We start from the raw sequence: 20097 nt of genomic DNA, 5'->3' as shown, positions 1-20097 counted from the left end.
TACATGAATTCTCTAAAATTCAAAACTAAAATTAAAAAAAAATAATTATGAAATCATAAATTGAATGTAAACTGATTTAAACTTGTACCTACTGTACATAAAATAATTAACAAAAAAAATAAGAAAAAAAGAGAAAAATAAATCTCCTAATCATTAATTTCATAACCTAATGACTGTAGACCATCACGAATCTTATCAGATAATTCATATTGTTTGTTAGCCCTTAGTTCAGATCTTACTTCTGAAATCAAATTAAGTAAATCATCAGAACCAGCATCAACATCTTGAACTTCAAAACTAACTCCCAAAATATGAGCAACATCATCTAAAAATGATTTTATAGCTTTTTTATCTTCATCGGAATAATCACCTAAATCATTTTTAGTGTCATTAATTAATCCAAATATTGCAGCAATAGCTTTTGGAGTGTTAAAGTCTTCATCCATACTACTAAAGAATTCTTCTTTGTGTGGCAACAATACATCACATTCATAATTATTATCATCAACTTCAACATCTAGAAGTTCATAATATTTTCTAATTCTGTCTAAACTTTTATCAGATTGATGAAGGGAATCTTTAGAAAAGTCTATCGGACTTCTGTAATGGGTAGATAACACAAAAAATCTGAATGTTTCTGCATCCCAATCTTTAAGTAATTCACGTATTGTAATGAAGTTATTTAAAGATTTTGACATTTTTTCTCCATTTACATTTAAAAATCCAGTGTGTAACCAGAATTTTACCATCGGAGCTTTACCACTAACAGCTTCCATTTGAGTAATTTCTGCTTCGTGATGAGGGAATATTAAATCAAGACCGCCACCATGAGCATCATATTGCGGACCAAAGTAGAATTCGGTAATTGCAGTATCTTCTATGTGCCATCCAGGCCTTCCGTCTCCCCATGGAGAAGGCCATGTTGGTTCATCAACACCTTCACGTTTTTTCCATAAAGCAAAGTCCTGAGGATTTTTTTTAGTGGTCTCGGCAATGTCCCTATGAGATTCCAATTCGTCAACATTTCTGTTTGACAATTTACCAAATTCCGGGAATTTATCTATTTCAAAGTAAACCCCATCTTCAGTTTCATATGCAAAACCTTTATCAATTAATCTTTGAATCTGGTCCAATATTTCAGGCACATGATCAGTTGCTCTTGCAAAAAGGTTAACACCATCGACATTTAATTTATGCATGTCTTCAATGTATCTTTTTTCGAACTTTCTTGCTAATTCATGAGCTGGAATTCCGCTTTCTTTTGAACGGTTAATAATTTTATCATCAATGTCAGTAATGTTTTGAATATAAAATACTGCATATCCTTTATATTCCAGATATCTTTTTATTGTATCGAAAGAAATGTATGTCCTTCCATGCCCAATATGTGCATCATCATAAACAGTCGGACCACATACAAACAAGTTAATTCTATTTTCATTAATAGTTACAAAAGTCTCCTTACTACGAGTTAAAGTTGAATAGACGTCCATAAAAAATAACCTCAAAAAAAGTAATTATAAAAGGCAAGTGAGGGATTTGAACCCCCGTATTATGGTCTGCAGCCACACACCTAAGCCACTCGGTAAACTTGCCATAAAAATAATAGGATAATAAAATATTGGTTGCTAATAGTTTATAAAGTTTACTATTTTTTCCAATATTTTACTATTCTGCTTCTGAACCTATACAAGATTGACAGTCATCACTTAATTCAGACTTATCAATGTTAAGCTGCTCCAATACATCAGATGTTTTAACGTGTTTGCATATTGTACAAGTTCTGGAAATCAAATCTGCTTTGGTAGCTTCACCTTCAGACAACTCTTTTGCAAAGTCCTGAACCATTTTCCTGACATTATCGTCAAGTTTGATTCCACTCCCACGTTTGTCTGTGATATACTGTGATACTGCAGGTTGAGTTATATCCATGAGTTCAGAAACATCCTTTTGCTTCATTCCTAAGTTTAATAGTTCTTTAGCCAATTCTGACCTAATTGCAGGTATTACATACCATACTACGATTTCACAAGGCGGTTTCATAAAAATCCCTTCTATTTTTTAAACAAATCCTCTAAGTCTTTTTGTTCATCACGAATATCATCCGCAATACAAATTTCATTTTTATCATATAATATTTGAATATGTTTGTCGGTTTTCTGAAGGTGCTTTTCAAGTGTTCTAATTGCATCAGCAACAGGGTCTGGAAGTTTATTGTGATCAAGATCAACTTTCTTGATTTCCCCTTTACGCTTTACAATACGACCTGGAACGCCCACACAAGTTGAATGAGAAGGAACATCCTTAAGAACAACAGCCCCAGTTCCAATTTTTGAATATTCCCCTATAGTAATATTACCCATAACTTTAGCACCGGCACCTATGATTACACCTTTGTCAATTGTTGGATGTCTTTTAGTTTTTTCTGTACTTGTACCACCAAGAATCACTCCTTGATAAATCAATACATCATCACCAACGATTGCTGTTTCACCAACAACAACACCCATACCATGATCAATAAATACACGTTTACCAAATGTAGCTCCAGGATGAATTTCAATACCTGTAATGAAACGAGCTAAATTAGAATTCATACGAGCTAAAAGTTTTAAAGAATGATTCCAAAGCCAATGACTAACTCTATGCATTAATAATGCATAAAATCCTGGGTAACAAAGAAAAATTTCCAACGTAGAACGTGCCGCAGGGTCTTTTTCTTTTACAGCTTTGATTTCATCCCTTAAATTATTAAACATTGATAAACCTCATGATTTACTATAATTAAAATATTATAACATATAGTATAAATAGTTATTCTTATTCAAATAACCAATCAACAGAAAGATATCTTTCACCATTGTCCGGTAAAATCGCGATAATTCTTTTACCTTTATTTTCTTCTTTTTTAGCCAAATCCAAAGCAGCCCAAGTTGCTGCTCCTGATGAAATACCGGAAAAAATACCTTCCTTTCCAGCAAGAGCAAGTAAAGTTTTACCTGCATCCTCATTTTCAACAGGAATGATTTCATCAATGACATCTGAATCATAGATTGACGGTACAAAACCTGCACCAATACCTTGAATTTTGTGAGGTCCTTTAACACCTTTAGCTAAAGTCTGTGAGTCTTTAGGTTCTACAGCAACAATTTTGACATCAGGAACAGCTTCTTTCAAGACTTTTCCAATTCCAGTGATTGTTCCACCAGTACCTACACCTGCAACAACAATGTCCACATTACCGTCAGTATCCCTTAAAATTTCCTGAGCAGTAGTTTTGGCATGAATTTCCACATTTGCAGGATTGTCAAATTGGCCTAAAATAATTGAATTAGGAGTATTTTCGTTTAGTTCTTTCGCTTTTGCAATAGCTCCACCCATTCCTTCTGAACCTGGAGTCAATACAATTTCAGCTCCAAAGACCGCCAACATTTTTCTTCTTTCAATAGACATGGTTTCAGGCATGGTTAAAATAAGGTTATAACCTTTTGCAGCTGCAGCAAAACCAAGACCAATACCAGTGTTTCCACTAGTCGGTTCAATAATTGTAGCACCTTCGCTTATCAAACCCTTATCTTCTGCATCTTCAATCATTGCAACAGCAACCCTGTCTTTTACACTACCAGTTGGGTTGAATGATTCGATTTTTACATCTACTTCTGCGTTTAAATCTTTTGTTAAATTATTTAATCTTACAATTGGAGTGTTTCCAATTGCATCGACTACACTATCAAGTATTCCTCTTGTTAATTCTGGAACGTTAACCATAATTTTTTCTCCTTATATTTAATTTGTTTTTAATGGTATATTAAAAGGGTTATCATTAAAGTTAATATAACATTTGTTATAATAACTATTGTTATATAACATTGTTTTAGTTTATAAATGTTTTGGAAAAAAGCGATAGAATATTAAATATTATCACTGAAATAATCACAAATCTCAGTGCATGGACAAATTTCACATTGAGGAGACATAGGTTTGCATATATTTTGACCAAATTGAACCATCAAATCATTCAATTTAATCCATAAATCCTTTGGAGCGATTTTGCAAAGTTCAACTTCAGTATCCTCAGGATCTTTTGTATTCACCAGTCCGAGCCTATTTGAAATTCTGTGAACATGAGTATCAACAGGAATCGCAGGAAGCTCAAAGGCAAAAACCATTACACAATTTGCAGTCTTACGACCAACACCCGGCAACTTGACAAGCTCATCAACAGTGTCAGGAACTTCACCACCATACTGGTCTATTAAAATTCGTGAAACTTCCTGAATCCTTGCAGCTTTAACATTGTAAAATCCAGCAGACTTAATCAACTCTTTGACATCATCAATTGGAGCATCAACCACCGCATAAATATCGGGATATTTATCAAACAGGTTTTCGGTAGCCTGGTCTGTGTTTTCATCCCTTGTCCTTTGAGATAAAATTGTTCTAACCAATACCTTATATGGATCATGGTCAAGAAATGTCCTAATCTCAAAAGTATTTTCCAATTGATTGATAAGTTCGATAACCCTTTCAGCTTTATTCATCATATCAGCTCCAATTCAAATCCAAGCTCTGCCATGCTTTCAATGAAATTAGGAAATGAAACATCAAAGACTTCCCCATTTGTTATTTCTATATCATGTTTAAGGCCGATTAAACTGAATGCCATTGCGAGTCTGTGGTCTCCATGTGAGTCTACAACACCAGATTTTACCCCACCTATGATGCTCATCCCATCTTCTCTTTCAGTCAGTTTACATCCTAATTTTTCAAGTTCCCTACAGGTGGTATCAATTCTATCAGTTTCCTTTACCCTTGCATGAGCAACACCTGAAATATTGGTGGTTCCTTCAGCCATCGCTGCCAATACTGCAACAGTTATTAATAAATCAGGGGCATTAGATAAATCAACATCAATAGCTTTTAAATCACCATTTGATGCAATTTCCACATAATCCTCACCTCGAATTACTGTTGCACCCATTTTTTGAAGAATATCAAGAATATATTTATCTCCTTGTTTTGAATCCCTAAATAGATTTTTGATTTTGGCTTTCCCACCATTAATAGCTATCAATGCCAAAAGATAGGATGCTGAAGAGTAGTCCCCTTCAACAGTATAATCACAAGAGACATAATTCTGTGCATTAACTTTAAATTCATCAATCCTGCAACTCTGATGTTCCTTGTCACATGTTTCATGTTTCAAATAATAACCTCTCAATACCTTAACTCCAAATTTTCTCATAATATCTAAAGTCATATTGACATAAGGCTTTGATTTAAATTCAGGCAACACATACAATGTAACACCCTTTTCAGACAAAGGTGAAGAAATAATGATGGAAGATATGAACTGTGAACTTACGTTACCTCTAATATTTGTTTCACCACCATGATAACCTGGTTTAATTAATATTGGTGCCTTATCATTGTCATTTAAAGATTCAGATTCAACCCCCAATGGCCATAAAGCATCCATCAGCAATCCCATTGGGCGAGTTTGCAATGACCCGTCACCTGTCAAAATTACTTCATTGTCACTTAAGGCGGATACAGAAGTCATTAATCTTAAGGTAGTTCCGGAATTTGCCAAATCAATAGGGCCACCATATGAATTGTGCAATTTTCCACCAGTTCCACACACTTCAAGATATTCCTCGTTTTTTGTTAATCGTGCACCTAAAGCTTCGCATACTCTGATTGAAGCCAAAGTATCTTCTGAGTATAACATATCATAAAGTCTTGACGTTCCTTTTGCAAGAGACGCTAAGATTATTGCTCTGTGAGAGTAGCTTTTGGAAGGAGGTGCTTTTACAACCCCTCCAATTTCCGAAATATTTTTTACCTTAAGAATCATTGTATCATTAATATTTTTAAATTAAATTCAATAAATACTTACCTATAAAAGAATTTGACAAACTTCAGGCAGGACTTGCGTAGTGGCAGATATAAAAAATTCTAAGAAATTAAACAAAATACATTTATAAATTGCAGAACATACAGTCTATTAATTATGCAAAAGGCAAAAGTTATATGATTTTGTAAAATTCAGTAATCTAATTTTGTTAAAATGAAGCAAAATCATTTATCTAAGTAATTTAAATTAAAATCAAAAGATTATGTTAAAAGGAGATGAGAAAACGAGCCTCTAAAATTTTAGGGATTTAAAAAAAATAGTATCAAACATCTTAATCCACACTAAAGACAAATCCTTAAAATATATTTAAAAATATTAAATTCTCATCTCCACTATTAATTTAAGTTATAACTAATATAAATACTTTTAAATGACAATAACAATATTTACAATAATATAAAAAGATTTAGAGTGAAATAAAGATTGTTTTGAATGCGAAAAATATAGTGGAACCATGATGAATTCTAAAAATATCTTAATAATAATGAATTTAACAATAATTATCCTAGAGATAATTGGATTTATATTAGTTTTTAAAGAGTTAGGCATTCAATCAATTGAATATTATACTGAAGACAGCAATTTGCTTTTGTTAATATCATCCATAATTCTTTTGGCATATCTATCGTCAGGAAAAGAAATTCCATCCTGGCTGAAATCCTTTAGATTCATATCAATTGTTTCAACAACACTCACATTGGTAATTGTTTTAACCGTACTGTCCTGGACAACCGAATGGGGATTATATAAACTTCTATTCGGAGGGTCAATGTTATACCATCACACACTATGTCCTATTTTAGCAATTTTATCAATTGCTTTTCTTGAAAAATATGATGGAATAAATGCAACTCAAGGATTGTACTTTACAATAATTTATGCTATAATTATGATAACTTTAAATGTTTTAAAAATAGTTGAAGGTCCTTATCCATTTTTACTGGTTTACAAACAGCCAGTTATACATTCAATAATATGGACAATTCTTATTTTAGCAATAACATATGCAATAGCTTTAATATTAAAAAAAGTTAATGGGAAAGTAATTATCTAATTACTTCCACAATCATATCCAAGTTTTCAGACTGAAGGATATCCACTTTTTTCCCAGATGCTCCAACAATCTCTTTTTTGATGTTTAACATGTCTTCGCCGACTACAATATCACCAATTGTCAGCTCATGATTTTCTTCCAATACCTCGCTGATTTCATCAATATCAGTTGATTTTAAATAACCGATAATTTTACCTGCATCCCCTTTGAATTTTGGTCCTATTTGAGACATATCAGGTTCTACTTCAATAATTTTTTCATGAACTTCAGGTTTTCCGGAACTGATTTCCAGATTCTTAATCTTTAAAGTTCCTTTAATATCATCATCAAATTGATTGAACACATCAACCAGATTGTCATCTGAAGTGTATACATTAACTTCAGCAAGTTCTGCATTCAATGGTATTTTTGCAGATGATTTGAATCTTCTTACTTCATCAATCAATTCTACAGTAGTTTCACCTTTATTTTCCATATCTTCATTGATTAACTCATCATATACTTCAGGCCATAATGTTGTATGGATTGATTCGTCTGAGAAGTACTGATAAACCTCTTCAGTGAAGAATGGTGCTATAGGAGCAAGCAGTTTTAAAGAAGTTTCAACAACATTTCTTAATGTGTATTTTGCCGCCCTTCTTGATTCATCTGAAACATCAGTGTATAATCTGTATTTTACCGCTTCAATGTATTCATCACAGAAATCATGCCAGAAGAATCTTTCAATTGATGTGATTGTCTCAGCAAAGTTGTATTCGGCAAATGCATTATCAACAGTCTTATTCAAATTATTTAATTTTGACAATATCCACAAGTCTATTGGGCCAAGATTATCCTTGACATCCTCGTAAGAAACTTCTTCATCAAAAATCTGCATACTAATGAATCTGAATGCATTCCAGAATTTTCTAAGGAATCTGAATCCATGTTTAATGTCTTTCCAATCAAATATTACATCAGATCCCGGAACGCTATTTGCAGCCCATGTTCTTAGTGGGTCTGCACCGTATTTTTCAATTACCTCTTCAGGACCAACTACAAACTCAGGTCTTGATTTACTCATTTTGTTTCCATCCTCACCGAATACCATACCATTGATAACAATATCATCAAATGGTTTTTGGTCAGTTAGAGCTAAACACCTTAATGTTGTGTAGAATGCCCATGTACGGATGATATCATGTCCTTGCGGACGGATATTTGATGGGAAATGATTTATATAATCTTCATCAGGCCATCCGGCAATTGATAAAGGTGAAATTGATGAATCCATCCAAGTGTCCAAAACGTCCTCTTCTCCTATGAACTCTTCACAGCCACATTCACATGCATGTTTAGGTTTATCCACAGTCGGATCAATTGGTAAATCTTCAGGATCAGGTAAAATTACTTTACCGCAGTCTTTACAGTACCATACTGGAATTGGAGTTGCAAATATTCTCTGTCTTGAAATACACCAGTCCCATTCCATGGAATCTGCCCAATTGACCATACGGGATTTCATGTGTTCAGGCACCCAGTTCATTTCATCTGCAGCCACTTTGGTCTTTTCAATTAAATCCCTAACAGCTACAAACCATTGCTTTTTGACAAGAATTTCAATAGGAGTTTTACATCTCCAGCATTGACCTACATTCTGGTCAACTTCCTCCTGTTTTAACAGGTATCCTTCACTGTCCAAGTCTTGGATAGTCTGTTTTTTACATGTCTGCAAGTCCATTCCTTCATATCTTCCAGCAGCAGATGTTAATGTACCTGTTTCATCGATTGCATTTATTATTTCAAGGTCATATTTTTGAACCCAGCTTACGTCGGTCTTATCCCCAAAGGTACAAATCATTACTGCACCTGTACCGAATTCAGGATCAACCTCTTCATCTGCAATGATTTTTACTTTCTGATGTGATAGAGGCACTTCAACATATTTGCCTAAAAGGTGAGTGTATCTTTCATCTTCAGGATGAATTACTACAGCCACACAAGCAGACATGAGCTCCGGACGAGTGGTAGCAATCAGAATACCTTCATCTTTAGGATTAGCCTGTTTGCCGGATTTTTGAGAAGATGCAATATCCTCATAAGAGTCATCGACTGCAGGAGGGAAATTGACATAGTTTAGGAAAGTTGTATTGTCACTGTATTCCACTTCTGCAAATGCAATAGCTGTTTGACAACGTGGACACCAGTTAACAGGGTGTATTCCCTGATAAATTAATCCCTCTTCATACATTTTTAAAAATGAGTATTGGGTTTTTCTCATGTACTCTGGAGTCATTGTTACAAACTCACGAGTCCAGTCCTGGGAATATCCCATTGCTCTCATCTGTGATTTCATTTTAGCAATGTTATCAGTAGTCAAATCAATACAGTACTGTCTGAATTGTGCTCTTGAAACATCATTTTTACTGATGTTGTGAGTTTCTTCAACTTTTACTTCAGTTGGAAGACCATGGCAGTCCCATCCTTGAGTAAACAGCACATCATGGCCTTTTTGCCTTCGGTATCTTGCATTCATATCAATATAAACCCAATTTAGAACATGTCCTAAGTGGATTGAACCTGTTGGGTATGGTGGGGGAGTATCTATTATATATCTAGGACGAGATCCATCTCCAATGTATTTGTAGATGTCTTCATCTTCCCATTTTTTCTCCCATACTTTTTCTTTTTTAAAATCATAGTCTTTAGGAATTTCTTCATTTGACATATATTTTCTCCTAATAAGTATAGATAAAAATAATATTATTAGATATATTTTTTCTTATTTAAAAAAGTAATTGAAAGATAAAAAAGAATAAGTTTAAAAATTAACTGATGAAAATAATTATTTAATGTATTTTTTCTAATTTTTCTTTAGATTTTCGTCCAAGTCTGAAAATTCTAAAAAGAATAGATAAATATATTATATACAAAAACCATATTAATAATATTATCAATAAAAAAAGGACTGTGTAAAAATGAACTTATTATGGTTTTACGTTGCAATTGTATTGGCTATAAGTGATGTATTGCACACACAAATTATGTGGAAGGTTTTGAATAATTTCTACATTTTATTAGGCGGTTTAATCCAGCAAACTACCAAAACCACTTGGCAGACCTGGTTAGTTCATGAAACAATGGAAGCGGGATTTCACTTTATTGTCCTTTCAATAGTTTTCCTAAATCCAATTGTAGGAATTTTAGCAGCCCTAATTCATTTTGTAATTGATGTTTCACACACCGTATTCATACGCAATATGGGTGAATTAGAACATAGAGCATTACATTTCGTAATTGAATCTCTATTTTTCATTTTACTGTTTGGATTATAAAAATATGGAGTTATTAAATGCCAGTTATTACATTTAAATATCAGGATTTAAAAGATTTAGGAATCGATATGGAAAAAGACGAATTAATAGACACATTGCCAATGATGTCTAGTGATATTGAAGACTTCGATGATGAAGAAATAAAAGTGGAGTTCTTCCCTAACAGACCGGACAACTTGTCTGTTGAAGGTGTTGCTAGATCTTTTAAAGGATTTATTGGCCAAGAAATTGGTTTTCCAGATTATAATGTTGAAAATTCCGGAGAATATGTTGAAGTGGACAGCGATGTTGCAAAAATCAGACCATTCATAGGATTTGCTAAAATTGACAATGTCGATTTTACTGGCGATAAACTCAAATATATTATGGATTTCCAGGAAAACCTTCACTGGGTAATCGGAAGGGACAGAAAAAAAGTTGCTATTGGTATTCACAATGCAGATGTCGTTAACGCTCCATTCAAATATATTGCAACACCAAAAGATGCAAATGCATTTGTTCCTTTAGAAAAAGATACAGAAATGACTCCTGATGAAATATTGACCGAACATGAAAAAGGAGTTGACTATGCTCATTTAATCCAAGACTTTGATAAATATCCATTAATTCTTGATAAAGACGATAATGTTTTGTCTATGCCACCTATCATCAACGGTGAGTTAACTAAAATCAAAGAGGATACAAAAAATATTATTGTTGATGTAACCGGAACTGATGAGAGAGCTGTTAATCAAGCATTAAATATTATCTGCTGTTCATTTGCAGAAGTTGGAGGTCAAATCAGAACCATGGAAGTGAAATACACTGATAAAACTATCAAAACTCCTGATTTAACTCCTCAAGAACAACTTGTTCATGTTGATACTGCCAATGAGCTTATTGGTGGAACCGAACTTACTGCTGAAGACATTAAGGAATTATTGTTGAAAGCACGTTTTGATGCTGAAATAATTAATGAAAACGAAGTCAATGCCATTATTCCTGCTTATAGGGTTGACATTTTGCATGAAGTTGACGTTGTTGAAAATATCGCAGTGCAATACCATATCAACTCAGTTGAGGCAAAATTGCCAGAAATAAATACTGTTGCTTATGAAAACGATTGGTTTAAGGCAGAAAGCACTATCCGTGATGTAATGGTGGGACTTGGATTTCAGGAAGTAATGAGTTTAATGCTTACCAATGAAGGAGCACATTACGAAAAAATGAACCAGCCTGAAGAAGACCATGTGCAAGTTGCAAGACCTATTACAATTGACAGAACAATGATTAGAACCAGTTTAATTAACAGCCTGATGGAATTTTTAGAAGACAACAAGCATGAAGACTTGCCTCAAAAAATATTTGAAATCGGTGATGTATTATACCTAGACGATTCAAAAGAAAACAAAACCAGATCTTCAAAAAAACTGGCCGCTTTAATCTGTCATTCAACAGCCAACTTTACCGAAATAAAATCTGTGATGACTAATGTTTTAACCAATTTGGGATATACAATGGAGATAAGCGACAGCGAGAATAAAACATTCATTGAAGGCAGAGTAGCTGATGTTACAGGTGAAGCTGAAAAAGGTAAAATTGAAGGATTCTTTGGAGAAGTATCTCCGGAAGTTATAACTAATTTTACATTGGAATATCCTGTAATTGCTTTTGAAATTGAATTCATTAACAAATGAATTCCCAACTTATTTTTTTAATACCACAATTTTCTCATTTGTATTTCCATTTCAGAGTAATTGTTTGCAACTGGCGCGGCATCATAATTGCTGAAAATTGCTATAAAAATAAGCAAAAGTATTATCACAATTATTAAAATTATTGTCCATTTTTTCAATTATTCACCAACCATTGTCAAGGTTATTGTTCTTCCGCTTCTTGGCCCATCTAATTCTATGAAAAAAACTGATTGCCAAGTACCCAAATCAAGCCTTCCATCTTTAACTGGCAAAGTTTCACTTGATGAAAGCAGAAATGATTTAAGGTGTGACTTTGCATTATTGTCAATTCTATCATGCCGATAGCTAAATTTATCCGAAACTAAATTATCCAACATGAATTCCAAATCATTCAACAATCCGGATTCATTTTCATTGACAACAATAGCGGAAGGAAAATGTTTTGAAAAAATAGAGATGATTCCATCGTTAATGTCAATTAAATCATTAATTTGAGATGTTATATCATGAATTTCAAAGTTTTTAGCCGTGCTGATTTTTAAGGATTTTTTAGTAATCATTGATAATAACTTTCTAAAAACTAGTATAAATATAAGAAAAAAAGAAAAGGAAAAATTTATTCAAAATCCTCTTTACGCCAATATCCATATACAAGCATTCCCATAATGGAGACAATACTCAACACAACAAGACCTGAAGTGTCAGTAACCTCATTAGATATTTTACTTGGAGGAACTATTTCATATGCTTTTCCTTCTTCAGATACTTCACCATTGCTAGCATCTCCGGAATTAATATCCCCCTTAGTTTGGGAATTCTGACCGTTGTCAGAAGAGTCCTGATAGCTTCCTGAAGCATTCATTCCAAAGGCTCCTAAATTCTTATTGTTTGAATAATGTGCACTTTTAGAATTCCCATTTTGTGAGTTACCTTTGGCAACTCCTCCAGCAGCATTATCAGTTGAAATTTGTGAACTTGAACCTGAAGATCCCCTATTCCCATCAGTTGCATCAGATGTTTTTGAGTCTTTGCTGTCATCCTTTTCACCTGATGCGACTTTATATTTATATTTTATAGGTTTTCCTCCAATCATCACTTCAATGTCATATTCTTTGTCAGGATCCAAGTTTGCTTCAATTATTGCTTTACCATTTACGAACTTGGCAGTATACTGATTTCCATTAACCTTCACTTTAGTGTCAAATGTTCCAAATTCCTTTACCGCCTTGCCTTTAGTATCATACATCTGAAGACCAATACCATTTTTAACAGATATTGTCCCCATTTTCATAATACCAGCAAGAAGCATAGGGCAGACAAATGTATCTGAATCATCAGTTGAATCAAACCAATTATCACCCAACTTGAAAACCGGCAAGTCAGGATTGTTTTTAGCCTGATACATCTCATTATGTGCTAAAACATTATACCTAACTTCAAGTCGTCCAGGAGTATTTTCTTTTAAAGTTTTAAATCCTGAACCGAACAAAAGACCGTTTCCGGTTTCATAAACTCCACCAGTTTCCTTTATTGATGGATTTTTGCGATTGCTTGTAAATGAATTTGCATTGATAACATCATAACTTGAAGTGGAATTAATGAATATTCCGTTGAGGTTTTCATAAGCATCATTATGTTTTATCAAATTTCCATAAGACCTGCCCTGCAGTGTAATTCCATTTAAAACATTATGATGAATAACATTGAAAAAGATACTATTATTGTTAATGTTTGAAGTTTCAATTCCAGACCTCTTATTATAAGATATAGTATTATTTTTAATGTTACTGAAACCTACATCATGAAGCTGAAGCCCATCACCATTTGACTTAGAAATTGAATTAAAGCTTACAGTTACATGATCAGAATTTTTAATCAACATTCCTGCCTTTTGACCCCCTATAACAACATTATTTTTGATTATAACATTGTCAGAGGAATCAACAATGACTCCATAGTCACCTGAACCTGATATTATAGTTATTCCTGATAAAATACTTCCGCCACTATTTTGTGTGAAGTAAAATCCGAAGGTTTTGTCTATTTCAAATTTTTGGGCAGTAGTGCTTACAGTACCTAAAACATTCACAACACTACCAACTTTAGATACGATATTCAATTTCTTATCAACAACTAAAGAGATATTATTATACTTTTTTGATGTAAATTCAAATGTATCTCCATCGTTTGCATTATCGAAAAGCAATTGAATATCATCATTAGTAGATTCATTTGTAATCTTATGAAAGTTACCTTGTGAAGTTAGATTATTATTGAAGTTTTTAGTAGCATTTACCGATGAAACTAAAAATAAACTTATGATACATATGAAAAAAATAATAAAAACTTTTTTATTCATATTTAACCCTCAATTTACAGATTAATCAAATAAAATTAAAAAAATTTAACGAATTGAATTAAATTTATTATTGATTAATAATTATTATATTTAAATTTAACAAATATAAAGTTTTTTAAATTTACTAAAAAGATAATATAATTGTTATAACTATGTTTTAATAAGATTAACAGTGTTATATAAAATTAATTTAAATAATAAAAAATACAAACTATAAACTATTGCTTATCGATAGAAAATCATAAGCAGATGTGAAAAAATTAAGAAAAGATGATTATATGAACAAAAATAAATTGCTTATAACAACATTATTAGTTTTCGCCATTATTTTAAGTTCATCAGTAGCATTTGCGGAAGATAATTCCGATATAACTGCTACAACTGACGAATTAGAATTACAGGAAAGCTCTGATGTGAGTGACATAATTCAAAGTACAGAAGATTCGAAGTTATCTTCTAACTACGATATTAAATCAAATGCAGATAGTGAAACAATACAAAATACTATCAATAATATGAGCGATGGAGATACTTTAAACTTCGAAGAAGGAACATACAATGACATTTGTATATATGTAGACAAAAGTATTACAATCAACGGTAATGGAGCAACATTAATCGGATATGAAAATCCAAATAATAATAGCACTCCTGAAAAAGTAACCAATAAAACCCAATCCGGAGGATACGGAATCGGAAATTATGCAACATTATACATTATCAATACAACCAATGTTGCAATCAAAGGATTGACCATTGTCGGACAAAATACTACATACGGACAAGCGGCAGTTTTTGCAAATACTGCAAATAATTTAACCATTGAGCAGTCAACAATAGATGGTGGATACTGGGGTATCTATTTGCAAAGCTGTGCTGATGGAACCATAACCGGCAACACAGTTAAAAACCAGGAAGCAATTGGTATAATAAACTTTGGATCTGCAAGAACTCTTATTGCTGATAACAAAATAACCAATGCTAAAAACCACGGTATTGATGCAAGACACGGAACCGGACCTAACGTTCAAATTATAAACAATACCGTAATAGGTTCCAAAGAAGGAATTTACCTGATGCATTCAAAAGGACATACTGCAACTGGAAACACTTTAATAAATTGTACTACCAGTTCCATCACCTGTTACGGATCAGGTCAAATCACCATTTCCAATAACACTATGAAAAAATCAAGAATTGGTATTTTGCTTGGTGGTGGATACTATGACATCAATATTGAAGAAAATAGTTTCAGTTTGGACAATTTGCCATTCCCACCAACATTCGTATACTATGTAGCTCAAGCGGATAGCTCTTACCAAAGTGCAGACAAAGTGATTGGAACTTACAGTGACAGTACCTCAAATGATGTTACTTACACATCTTCAGCAGAAATAGCAACACCTGTAAAAATAAATCCGGATTATTCCGCAATTGTAAACCCGACCGGAACTACCTACAATGTAATAAATGGAATGACTGGAAGTGAAATCCAAAGCATAATTGATTCAATGGCTGATGGAGACACATTATCTTTTGAAAAAAATGCCATATTCAATGACATTTCAATTTATGCTGATAAAAATATTAAAATTATCGGAAACAATGCTACATTAATCGGCTACTCAAATATCAATGCTTCAAATGTACCTGCAAAAATCAGGACCGAAACATCAGCGGGAGGATATGCAATAGGCGAATATGCAGTTTTATATGTAGTAAATACAACCGAAGCAGTTATTAGTGATTTAAATATTGTTGCCCAATACCCTGGTTACGATACAACCAAAGCAACCACCAGTACAGAAGAATATAAAACTGTAGGATTACACGTTGAAAGCAGCAAAAAATTCTCAGCAATTAATTTAGACATTACTGGTGCATCCTGGGGTATTTTCTTAAGAAGTTCACCTAACGGTCTTGTTGCTGATAATAATATTCATGATGTATACACAACAGGCATTATGAACTTCGGTTCAGCAAATACCACAATCATGAGCAATACCATTACAAATGCTGTAAACCACGGTATTGATGCAAGACACGGAACAGGTCCTAATGTAGTTATCTACAACAACACTGTAAGCGGTGCAAAAGAAGGAATTTATCTGATGCATTCAAAAGGACACAAAGTTTATGAAAACACAATTAATAATTATAAAATTAGTGCAATTACAGCATATGGATCAGGTAATGAGGCTATTTTCAACAACACCATTGGAACTGGAAGATTATACATATTACTTGGTGGAGGATACTACAATGTAACCATCGGAACCAATAAATATCCTGCAGCTCAAATATATTACCCATTCCCACCTACATTTAGAGAATTCATTGCATTTGCAGATTCCAAATTCCAAAGTGCTGATAATGTAGTCGGACTTTACAGTACCAATGCAACCACAAAACTTATTGCAGAAGATATTAACTTAACTTCAACAAAAGGTTCCATAGAAGTTACCTTAACTGACGGTAATGGAAATGCATTATACAATGAAAATGTTATTTTATCATTGAATGGTGCAAATTATACTGCTAAAACCAATTCCAAGGGTATTGCATCATTTGAAATTACTGCAAAAGACGGTGCAAACACCGCAACATTCATTTATAATGCTAAAAGTTATCTTGAAAGTTCAAATACCACTGCAAAAATCAATGTGGCATTAACTCCAACCTCTATTACAGCATTATCTAAAACTGTTTATGTAAAAGCAATTGCTTCAGGTTACAAATATTATGTAACCCTAAAAGATGCTTCAGGCAATCTTTTAGCAAAAAAATCTGTTACTGTCGTGTTTAATGGTAAAACCTACAAAGCAACAACCAATGCTAAAGGAATAGTCGCCTTTACTTTAAAAGCAATAAAAGCAGGAAACTTAAAAGCTACCGTTAAATTTGCAGGAGATAGTGAATTTAAAGCAACAAGCAAAATTGCAACCATTAAATCTATTAAAGAATCCAGCAAATTAACAGCTTATAAAAAGACTTTTAATGCAAAAACAAAAATTAAATCATATGCTGTAACATTAAAAACAAAATCTGGCAAAGCTATTGCAAAATCATTAGTTACTATTAAAGTTTACGGTAAATTATACAAAGCAATTACCAATTCTAAAGGTATAGCCATATTCAAAATTACCAAATTAACTAAAAAAGGTAACAACATAGCAATAGTCAAATTTGCAGGAAACACATATTATAGTGGAAAAATAGTAAAATCAATAATATCAATAAGATAAAGAGATTAATTAATCTCTTTTATTTTTCTTTTTTAAAAATAATTAATAATATTTATTTCTGTGGTCAATTGCAGTATAAATAATAAATAGTCCGATAATTATCAACACTATCTGAGGAAATACTGCCGCAATTATAGCTGGAATCAAACCGAGATTAACAAGAAGCCATAAAATGCCATAAATCACTATTACAACACCAAATACAATAGCAATTTTATATACCACATCTTTTATGTCTGGAATATCGAACATAGGCATGTAATCACCTACAATTCTTTAGTTCCATTTTCTGTTCCGACAATGACTTTATCAACCATCTGTGAAAATATTCCATTTTCCACTACGCCTGGAATTGAATTTAAATCTATTTCCAAGTGTGCAGGTGATTCGATTTCATCAAATTTAGCATCAATGATAAAATTACCATTGTCAGTTATTACAGGACCGTCTTTTCTTTGTGCCATCCTAATTTCTGGTTCAGCACCCATATCCTTCAAAGCCTGCATAACCATACGGGATGCATCAGGCAATACTTCAACAGGCACCGGAAACTCACCTAAATTTTCAACACATTTTGATTCATCAACAATGACAATGAACTCATCGGCCGCATAATCAACTATTTTTTCTTTTGTATGAGCTGCTCCCCCACCTTTAATCAGATTAAAATCACAGTCCACTTCATCTGCACCGTCAACAGATAAATCAATGTCATGCTCTTCCAATGTTGTTATTGGAATATTCCATTTTTTAGCAATTAACAATGACTGAAATGAAGTTGGTATGCCTAAAACATTTATTCCTTCGTCACGAATTCTCATACCTACCTTTTCTATAAAGTAGTGAGTTGTTGAACCGGTTCCAAGACCTAAAACCATACCATCCTTTACATATTCAGCAGCTTTATAACCTGCATTTTTTTTACTAGAATCATTACTGCTAGCATCTTTCATTATACCACAAATCCTAAAGTAAGTTTATTAAGTTTATAACCTTTCTTACATTCTTCACTATGTTTCCCATTATTTTCCAGAACTATACATTTGTCGTTATCTTTTAACCCTTCAGGGAAACAAAAATCATGAAAATCACATTTTTCATCACAGTTAGGAGCATTGAATGTGAAAGTTGATCCTTCAAAGATATTTTTTGAATCAGTTAACAAATCTATTTTTGCTCTATCGACTTCAACTGGGATAACTGTTCCTTCTGCATGTAGTGGGCATTTCTGTTCTGTATCTTTAACATCAACAACAACGTATTTTCTGTTTAATTCTAAGTTTCCAACACAAGATGATTTAAATCTACAATTTTCACATTCATCAGCTGGACCTAGAAAAACAAATTCTTGACCTTTTTTAGCCAAATCTTTACCAATTAATGTAATCATCTAAATCACCTCTGTTTTGTAAGCCAGTTCATAAGCTGCATCTTTTGAAATTCCATTATCTCCTAAAATAGTATATCTTTCAGGTCTGATATTGTGAGCCATCATTAATGCTTCAATTATATCCTCCTCAGGAATGTTTAATTCCGCAGCAGTTGTTGGCGCTTGAACTTCCTTAAGAGAATCTCTTATAGCCCTCCAATCACCACCATGAAGATACATCATCATGATTGTTCCAATTCCGCACTGTTCACCATGCAGCGCAGGCTTATCCAATATTTTATCCAGAGCATGTGAGAATAAATGCTCGGATCCGCTGGCGGGTCTTGATGAACCTGCAATGCTAATTGCCATACCTCCGCTGAACAGTGATTTCATAACAATGCGAGCACTGGCTTCCAGATTGGGTTTGATATTTGAAACATTATCAGTAATCAAATGTGCAGACATTATGGACAATGAAGCTGCAGATTCAGAAAATGTTTCATGTTTTAATCTATGAGCAAGTTTCCAATCCTTGATAGCTGTGAAATTAGCAATTAAATCAGCACAACCCGCAGATAACAGTCTGAATGGAGATTGTGCTATGATTTCAGTATCTGCAATCACTGCTATTGGAGACTGAGCCTTGGCGGATGTGGAAGTATTAGGGTCTTTAATTGAAGCTAAGGGAGATACAATGCCATCATGTGAAGCAGTTGTCGGCATGGATACGAAATAAACACCTTTGTTATGTGAAGATAGCTTAGCCACATCAATTACTTTCCCACCCCCAATACCTAAAACGGTAGTGTCCGGAGTAATTAATTCTTCAACTTCGGATATTGAATCATAGGTTGCCTTATCAACTCTGATAACATCCCATTCAATATCCTGTTTTTCAAGGCTTTCTATTACAGGTTTTGCACCTACATCATAAGTATGATGACCTGTGACAATTAAAATCTTCTTATCCAAATGTAAAGACTTACAAATATCCCCAGTATCTTTTATGATACCAGGATCAATGTAAACTTCACGGGGCATTTGTATTTTCCTATTGCTCATAATATCTCCCATTACAAATTATACATTAATATATATTAAAAAAATAATTTAAAAAACTTTCTTTTAGAGATGCAATGGAAAATTTTTAAAAGAAATGA

Annotated in this window: 17 protein-coding genes and 1 tRNA gene; 4 read left to right on the top strand and 14 right to left on the bottom strand. The window is 33.1% G+C overall.

The window, feature by feature from the left end:
* Window positions 1-146: 146 nt before the first annotated feature.
* From cysS to aroA, 7 genes are all read right to left on the bottom strand, one after another.
* Window positions 147-1493, bottom strand: coding sequence for a cysteine--tRNA ligase (cysS, locus tag Q0P94_RS07295; protein WP_295115211.1), 1347 nt, complete (start codon window positions 1491-1493; stop codon window positions 147-149).
* A 31-nt stretch (window positions 1494-1524) separates the two neighbouring features.
* Window positions 1525-1596, bottom strand: a tRNA-Cys gene (locus Q0P94_RS07290).
* Window positions 1597-1668: 72 nt separating this feature from the next.
* A complete protein-coding gene (locus Q0P94_RS07285; protein ID WP_295115210.1) occupies window positions 1669-2043 on the bottom strand; it encodes a transcriptional regulator in 375 nt (124 codons plus the stop codon).
* A gap of 11 nt (window positions 2044-2054) precedes the next feature.
* Entirely contained in the window at window positions 2055-2759 is a 705-nt protein-coding gene (gene cysE, locus Q0P94_RS07280) for a serine O-acetyltransferase (RefSeq protein WP_295115208.1), read from the bottom strand.
* 61 nt (window positions 2760-2820) lie between these two features.
* A complete protein-coding gene (gene cysK, locus Q0P94_RS07275) occupies window positions 2821-3768 on the bottom strand; it encodes a cysteine synthase A (protein ID WP_295115206.1) in 948 nt (315 codons plus the stop codon).
* 143 nt (window positions 3769-3911) lie between these two features.
* Window positions 3912-4544 carry an endonuclease III gene (nth, locus tag Q0P94_RS07270; protein ID WP_295115204.1) on the bottom strand — a complete coding sequence of 211 codons (633 nt, stop codon included), beginning with the start codon at window positions 4542-4544 and terminating at the stop codon, window positions 3912-3914.
* Window positions 4541-5857: a 3-phosphoshikimate 1-carboxyvinyltransferase gene (gene aroA, locus Q0P94_RS07265; protein WP_295115202.1), complete on the bottom strand. Its 1317-nt coding sequence runs from the start codon at window positions 5855-5857 to the stop codon at window positions 4541-4543. The genes nth and aroA overlap by 4 nt, the downstream gene beginning before the upstream one ends.
* Before the next feature lie 514 nt (window positions 5858-6371).
* On the opposite strand from aroA, the gene Q0P94_RS07260 reads away from it, so the two are divergent.
* Window positions 6372-6971, top strand: coding sequence for a hypothetical protein (locus Q0P94_RS07260; RefSeq protein ID WP_295115201.1), 600 nt, complete (start codon window positions 6372-6374; stop codon window positions 6969-6971).
* Here Q0P94_RS07260 and Q0P94_RS07255 read toward each other — a convergent pair.
* Window positions 6964-9678: a valine--tRNA ligase gene (locus Q0P94_RS07255; RefSeq protein ID WP_295115199.1), complete on the bottom strand. Its 2715-nt coding sequence runs from the start codon at window positions 9676-9678 to the stop codon at window positions 6964-6966. The genes Q0P94_RS07260 and Q0P94_RS07255 overlap by 8 nt on opposite strands.
* A 250-nt stretch (window positions 9679-9928) precedes the next feature.
* Between Q0P94_RS07255 and Q0P94_RS07250 the strand changes: the two genes are divergently transcribed.
* On the top strand, window positions 9929-10285 hold the full coding sequence (locus Q0P94_RS07250) for a hypothetical protein (protein WP_295115198.1): 357 nt from the start codon (window positions 9929-9931) through the stop codon (window positions 10283-10285).
* Between the two features lie 17 nt (window positions 10286-10302).
* Window positions 10303-11961, top strand: a complete 1659-nt coding sequence (gene pheT, locus Q0P94_RS07245) for a phenylalanine--tRNA ligase subunit beta (protein WP_295115196.1) — start codon at window positions 10303-10305, stop codon at window positions 11959-11961.
* A gap of 158 nt (window positions 11962-12119) precedes the next feature.
* Here pheT and Q0P94_RS07240 read toward each other — a convergent pair whose 3' ends face one another.
* Together Q0P94_RS07240 and Q0P94_RS07235 are read right to left on the bottom strand one after the other, a co-directional pair.
* Complete coding sequence (locus Q0P94_RS07240; RefSeq protein ID WP_295115194.1) at window positions 12120-12521, bottom strand: secondary thiamine-phosphate synthase enzyme YjbQ; 402 nt, start codon at window positions 12519-12521, stop codon at window positions 12120-12122.
* Window positions 12522-12577: 56 nt separating this feature from the next.
* Window positions 12578-14320 (bottom strand): right-handed parallel beta-helix repeat-containing protein, encoded by a 1743-nt coding sequence (locus tag Q0P94_RS07235; protein ID WP_295115192.1) that lies wholly within the window; start codon window positions 14318-14320, stop codon window positions 12578-12580.
* 278 nt (window positions 14321-14598) lie between these two features.
* Between Q0P94_RS07235 and Q0P94_RS07230 the strand changes: the two genes are divergently transcribed.
* Window positions 14599-17565: a right-handed parallel beta-helix repeat-containing protein gene (locus Q0P94_RS07230; RefSeq protein ID WP_295115190.1), complete on the top strand. Its 2967-nt coding sequence runs from the start codon at window positions 14599-14601 to the stop codon at window positions 17563-17565.
* A 42-nt stretch (window positions 17566-17607) separates the two neighbouring features.
* Here Q0P94_RS07230 and Q0P94_RS07225 read toward each other — a convergent pair whose 3' ends face one another.
* The 4 genes from Q0P94_RS07225 to Q0P94_RS07210 are packed head-to-tail and all read right to left on the bottom strand — an operon-like array spanning window position 17608 to window position 19999.
* On the bottom strand, window positions 17608-17823 hold the full coding sequence (locus Q0P94_RS07225) for a hypothetical protein (RefSeq protein ID WP_295115188.1): 216 nt from the start codon (window positions 17821-17823) through the stop codon (window positions 17608-17610).
* A gap of 8 nt (window positions 17824-17831) precedes the next feature.
* Window positions 17832-18518 (bottom strand): ribose-5-phosphate isomerase RpiA, encoded by a 687-nt coding sequence (gene rpiA / locus Q0P94_RS07220; protein ID WP_295115186.1) that lies wholly within the window; start codon window positions 18516-18518, stop codon window positions 17832-17834.
* On the bottom strand, window positions 18518-18955 hold the full coding sequence (locus Q0P94_RS07215) for a UPF0179 family protein (RefSeq protein ID WP_295115184.1): 438 nt from the start codon (window positions 18953-18955) through the stop codon (window positions 18518-18520). Before Q0P94_RS07215 ends, rpiA begins: the two co-directional genes overlap by 1 nt.
* Window positions 18956-19999 carry an NAD(P)-dependent glycerol-1-phosphate dehydrogenase gene (locus tag Q0P94_RS07210; RefSeq protein WP_295115182.1) on the bottom strand — a complete coding sequence of 348 codons (1044 nt, stop codon included), beginning with the start codon at window positions 19997-19999 and terminating at the stop codon, window positions 18956-18958.
* Window positions 20000-20097: the final 98 nt, after the last annotated feature.

Origin of the sequence: uncultured Methanobrevibacter sp. (assembly GCF_946184425.1) — an archaeon.
Classification (GTDB): Archaea; Methanobacteriota; Methanobacteria; order Methanobacteriales; family Methanobacteriaceae; genus Methanocatella.
This window is presented reverse-complemented; position numbering and strand designations above follow the sequence as displayed.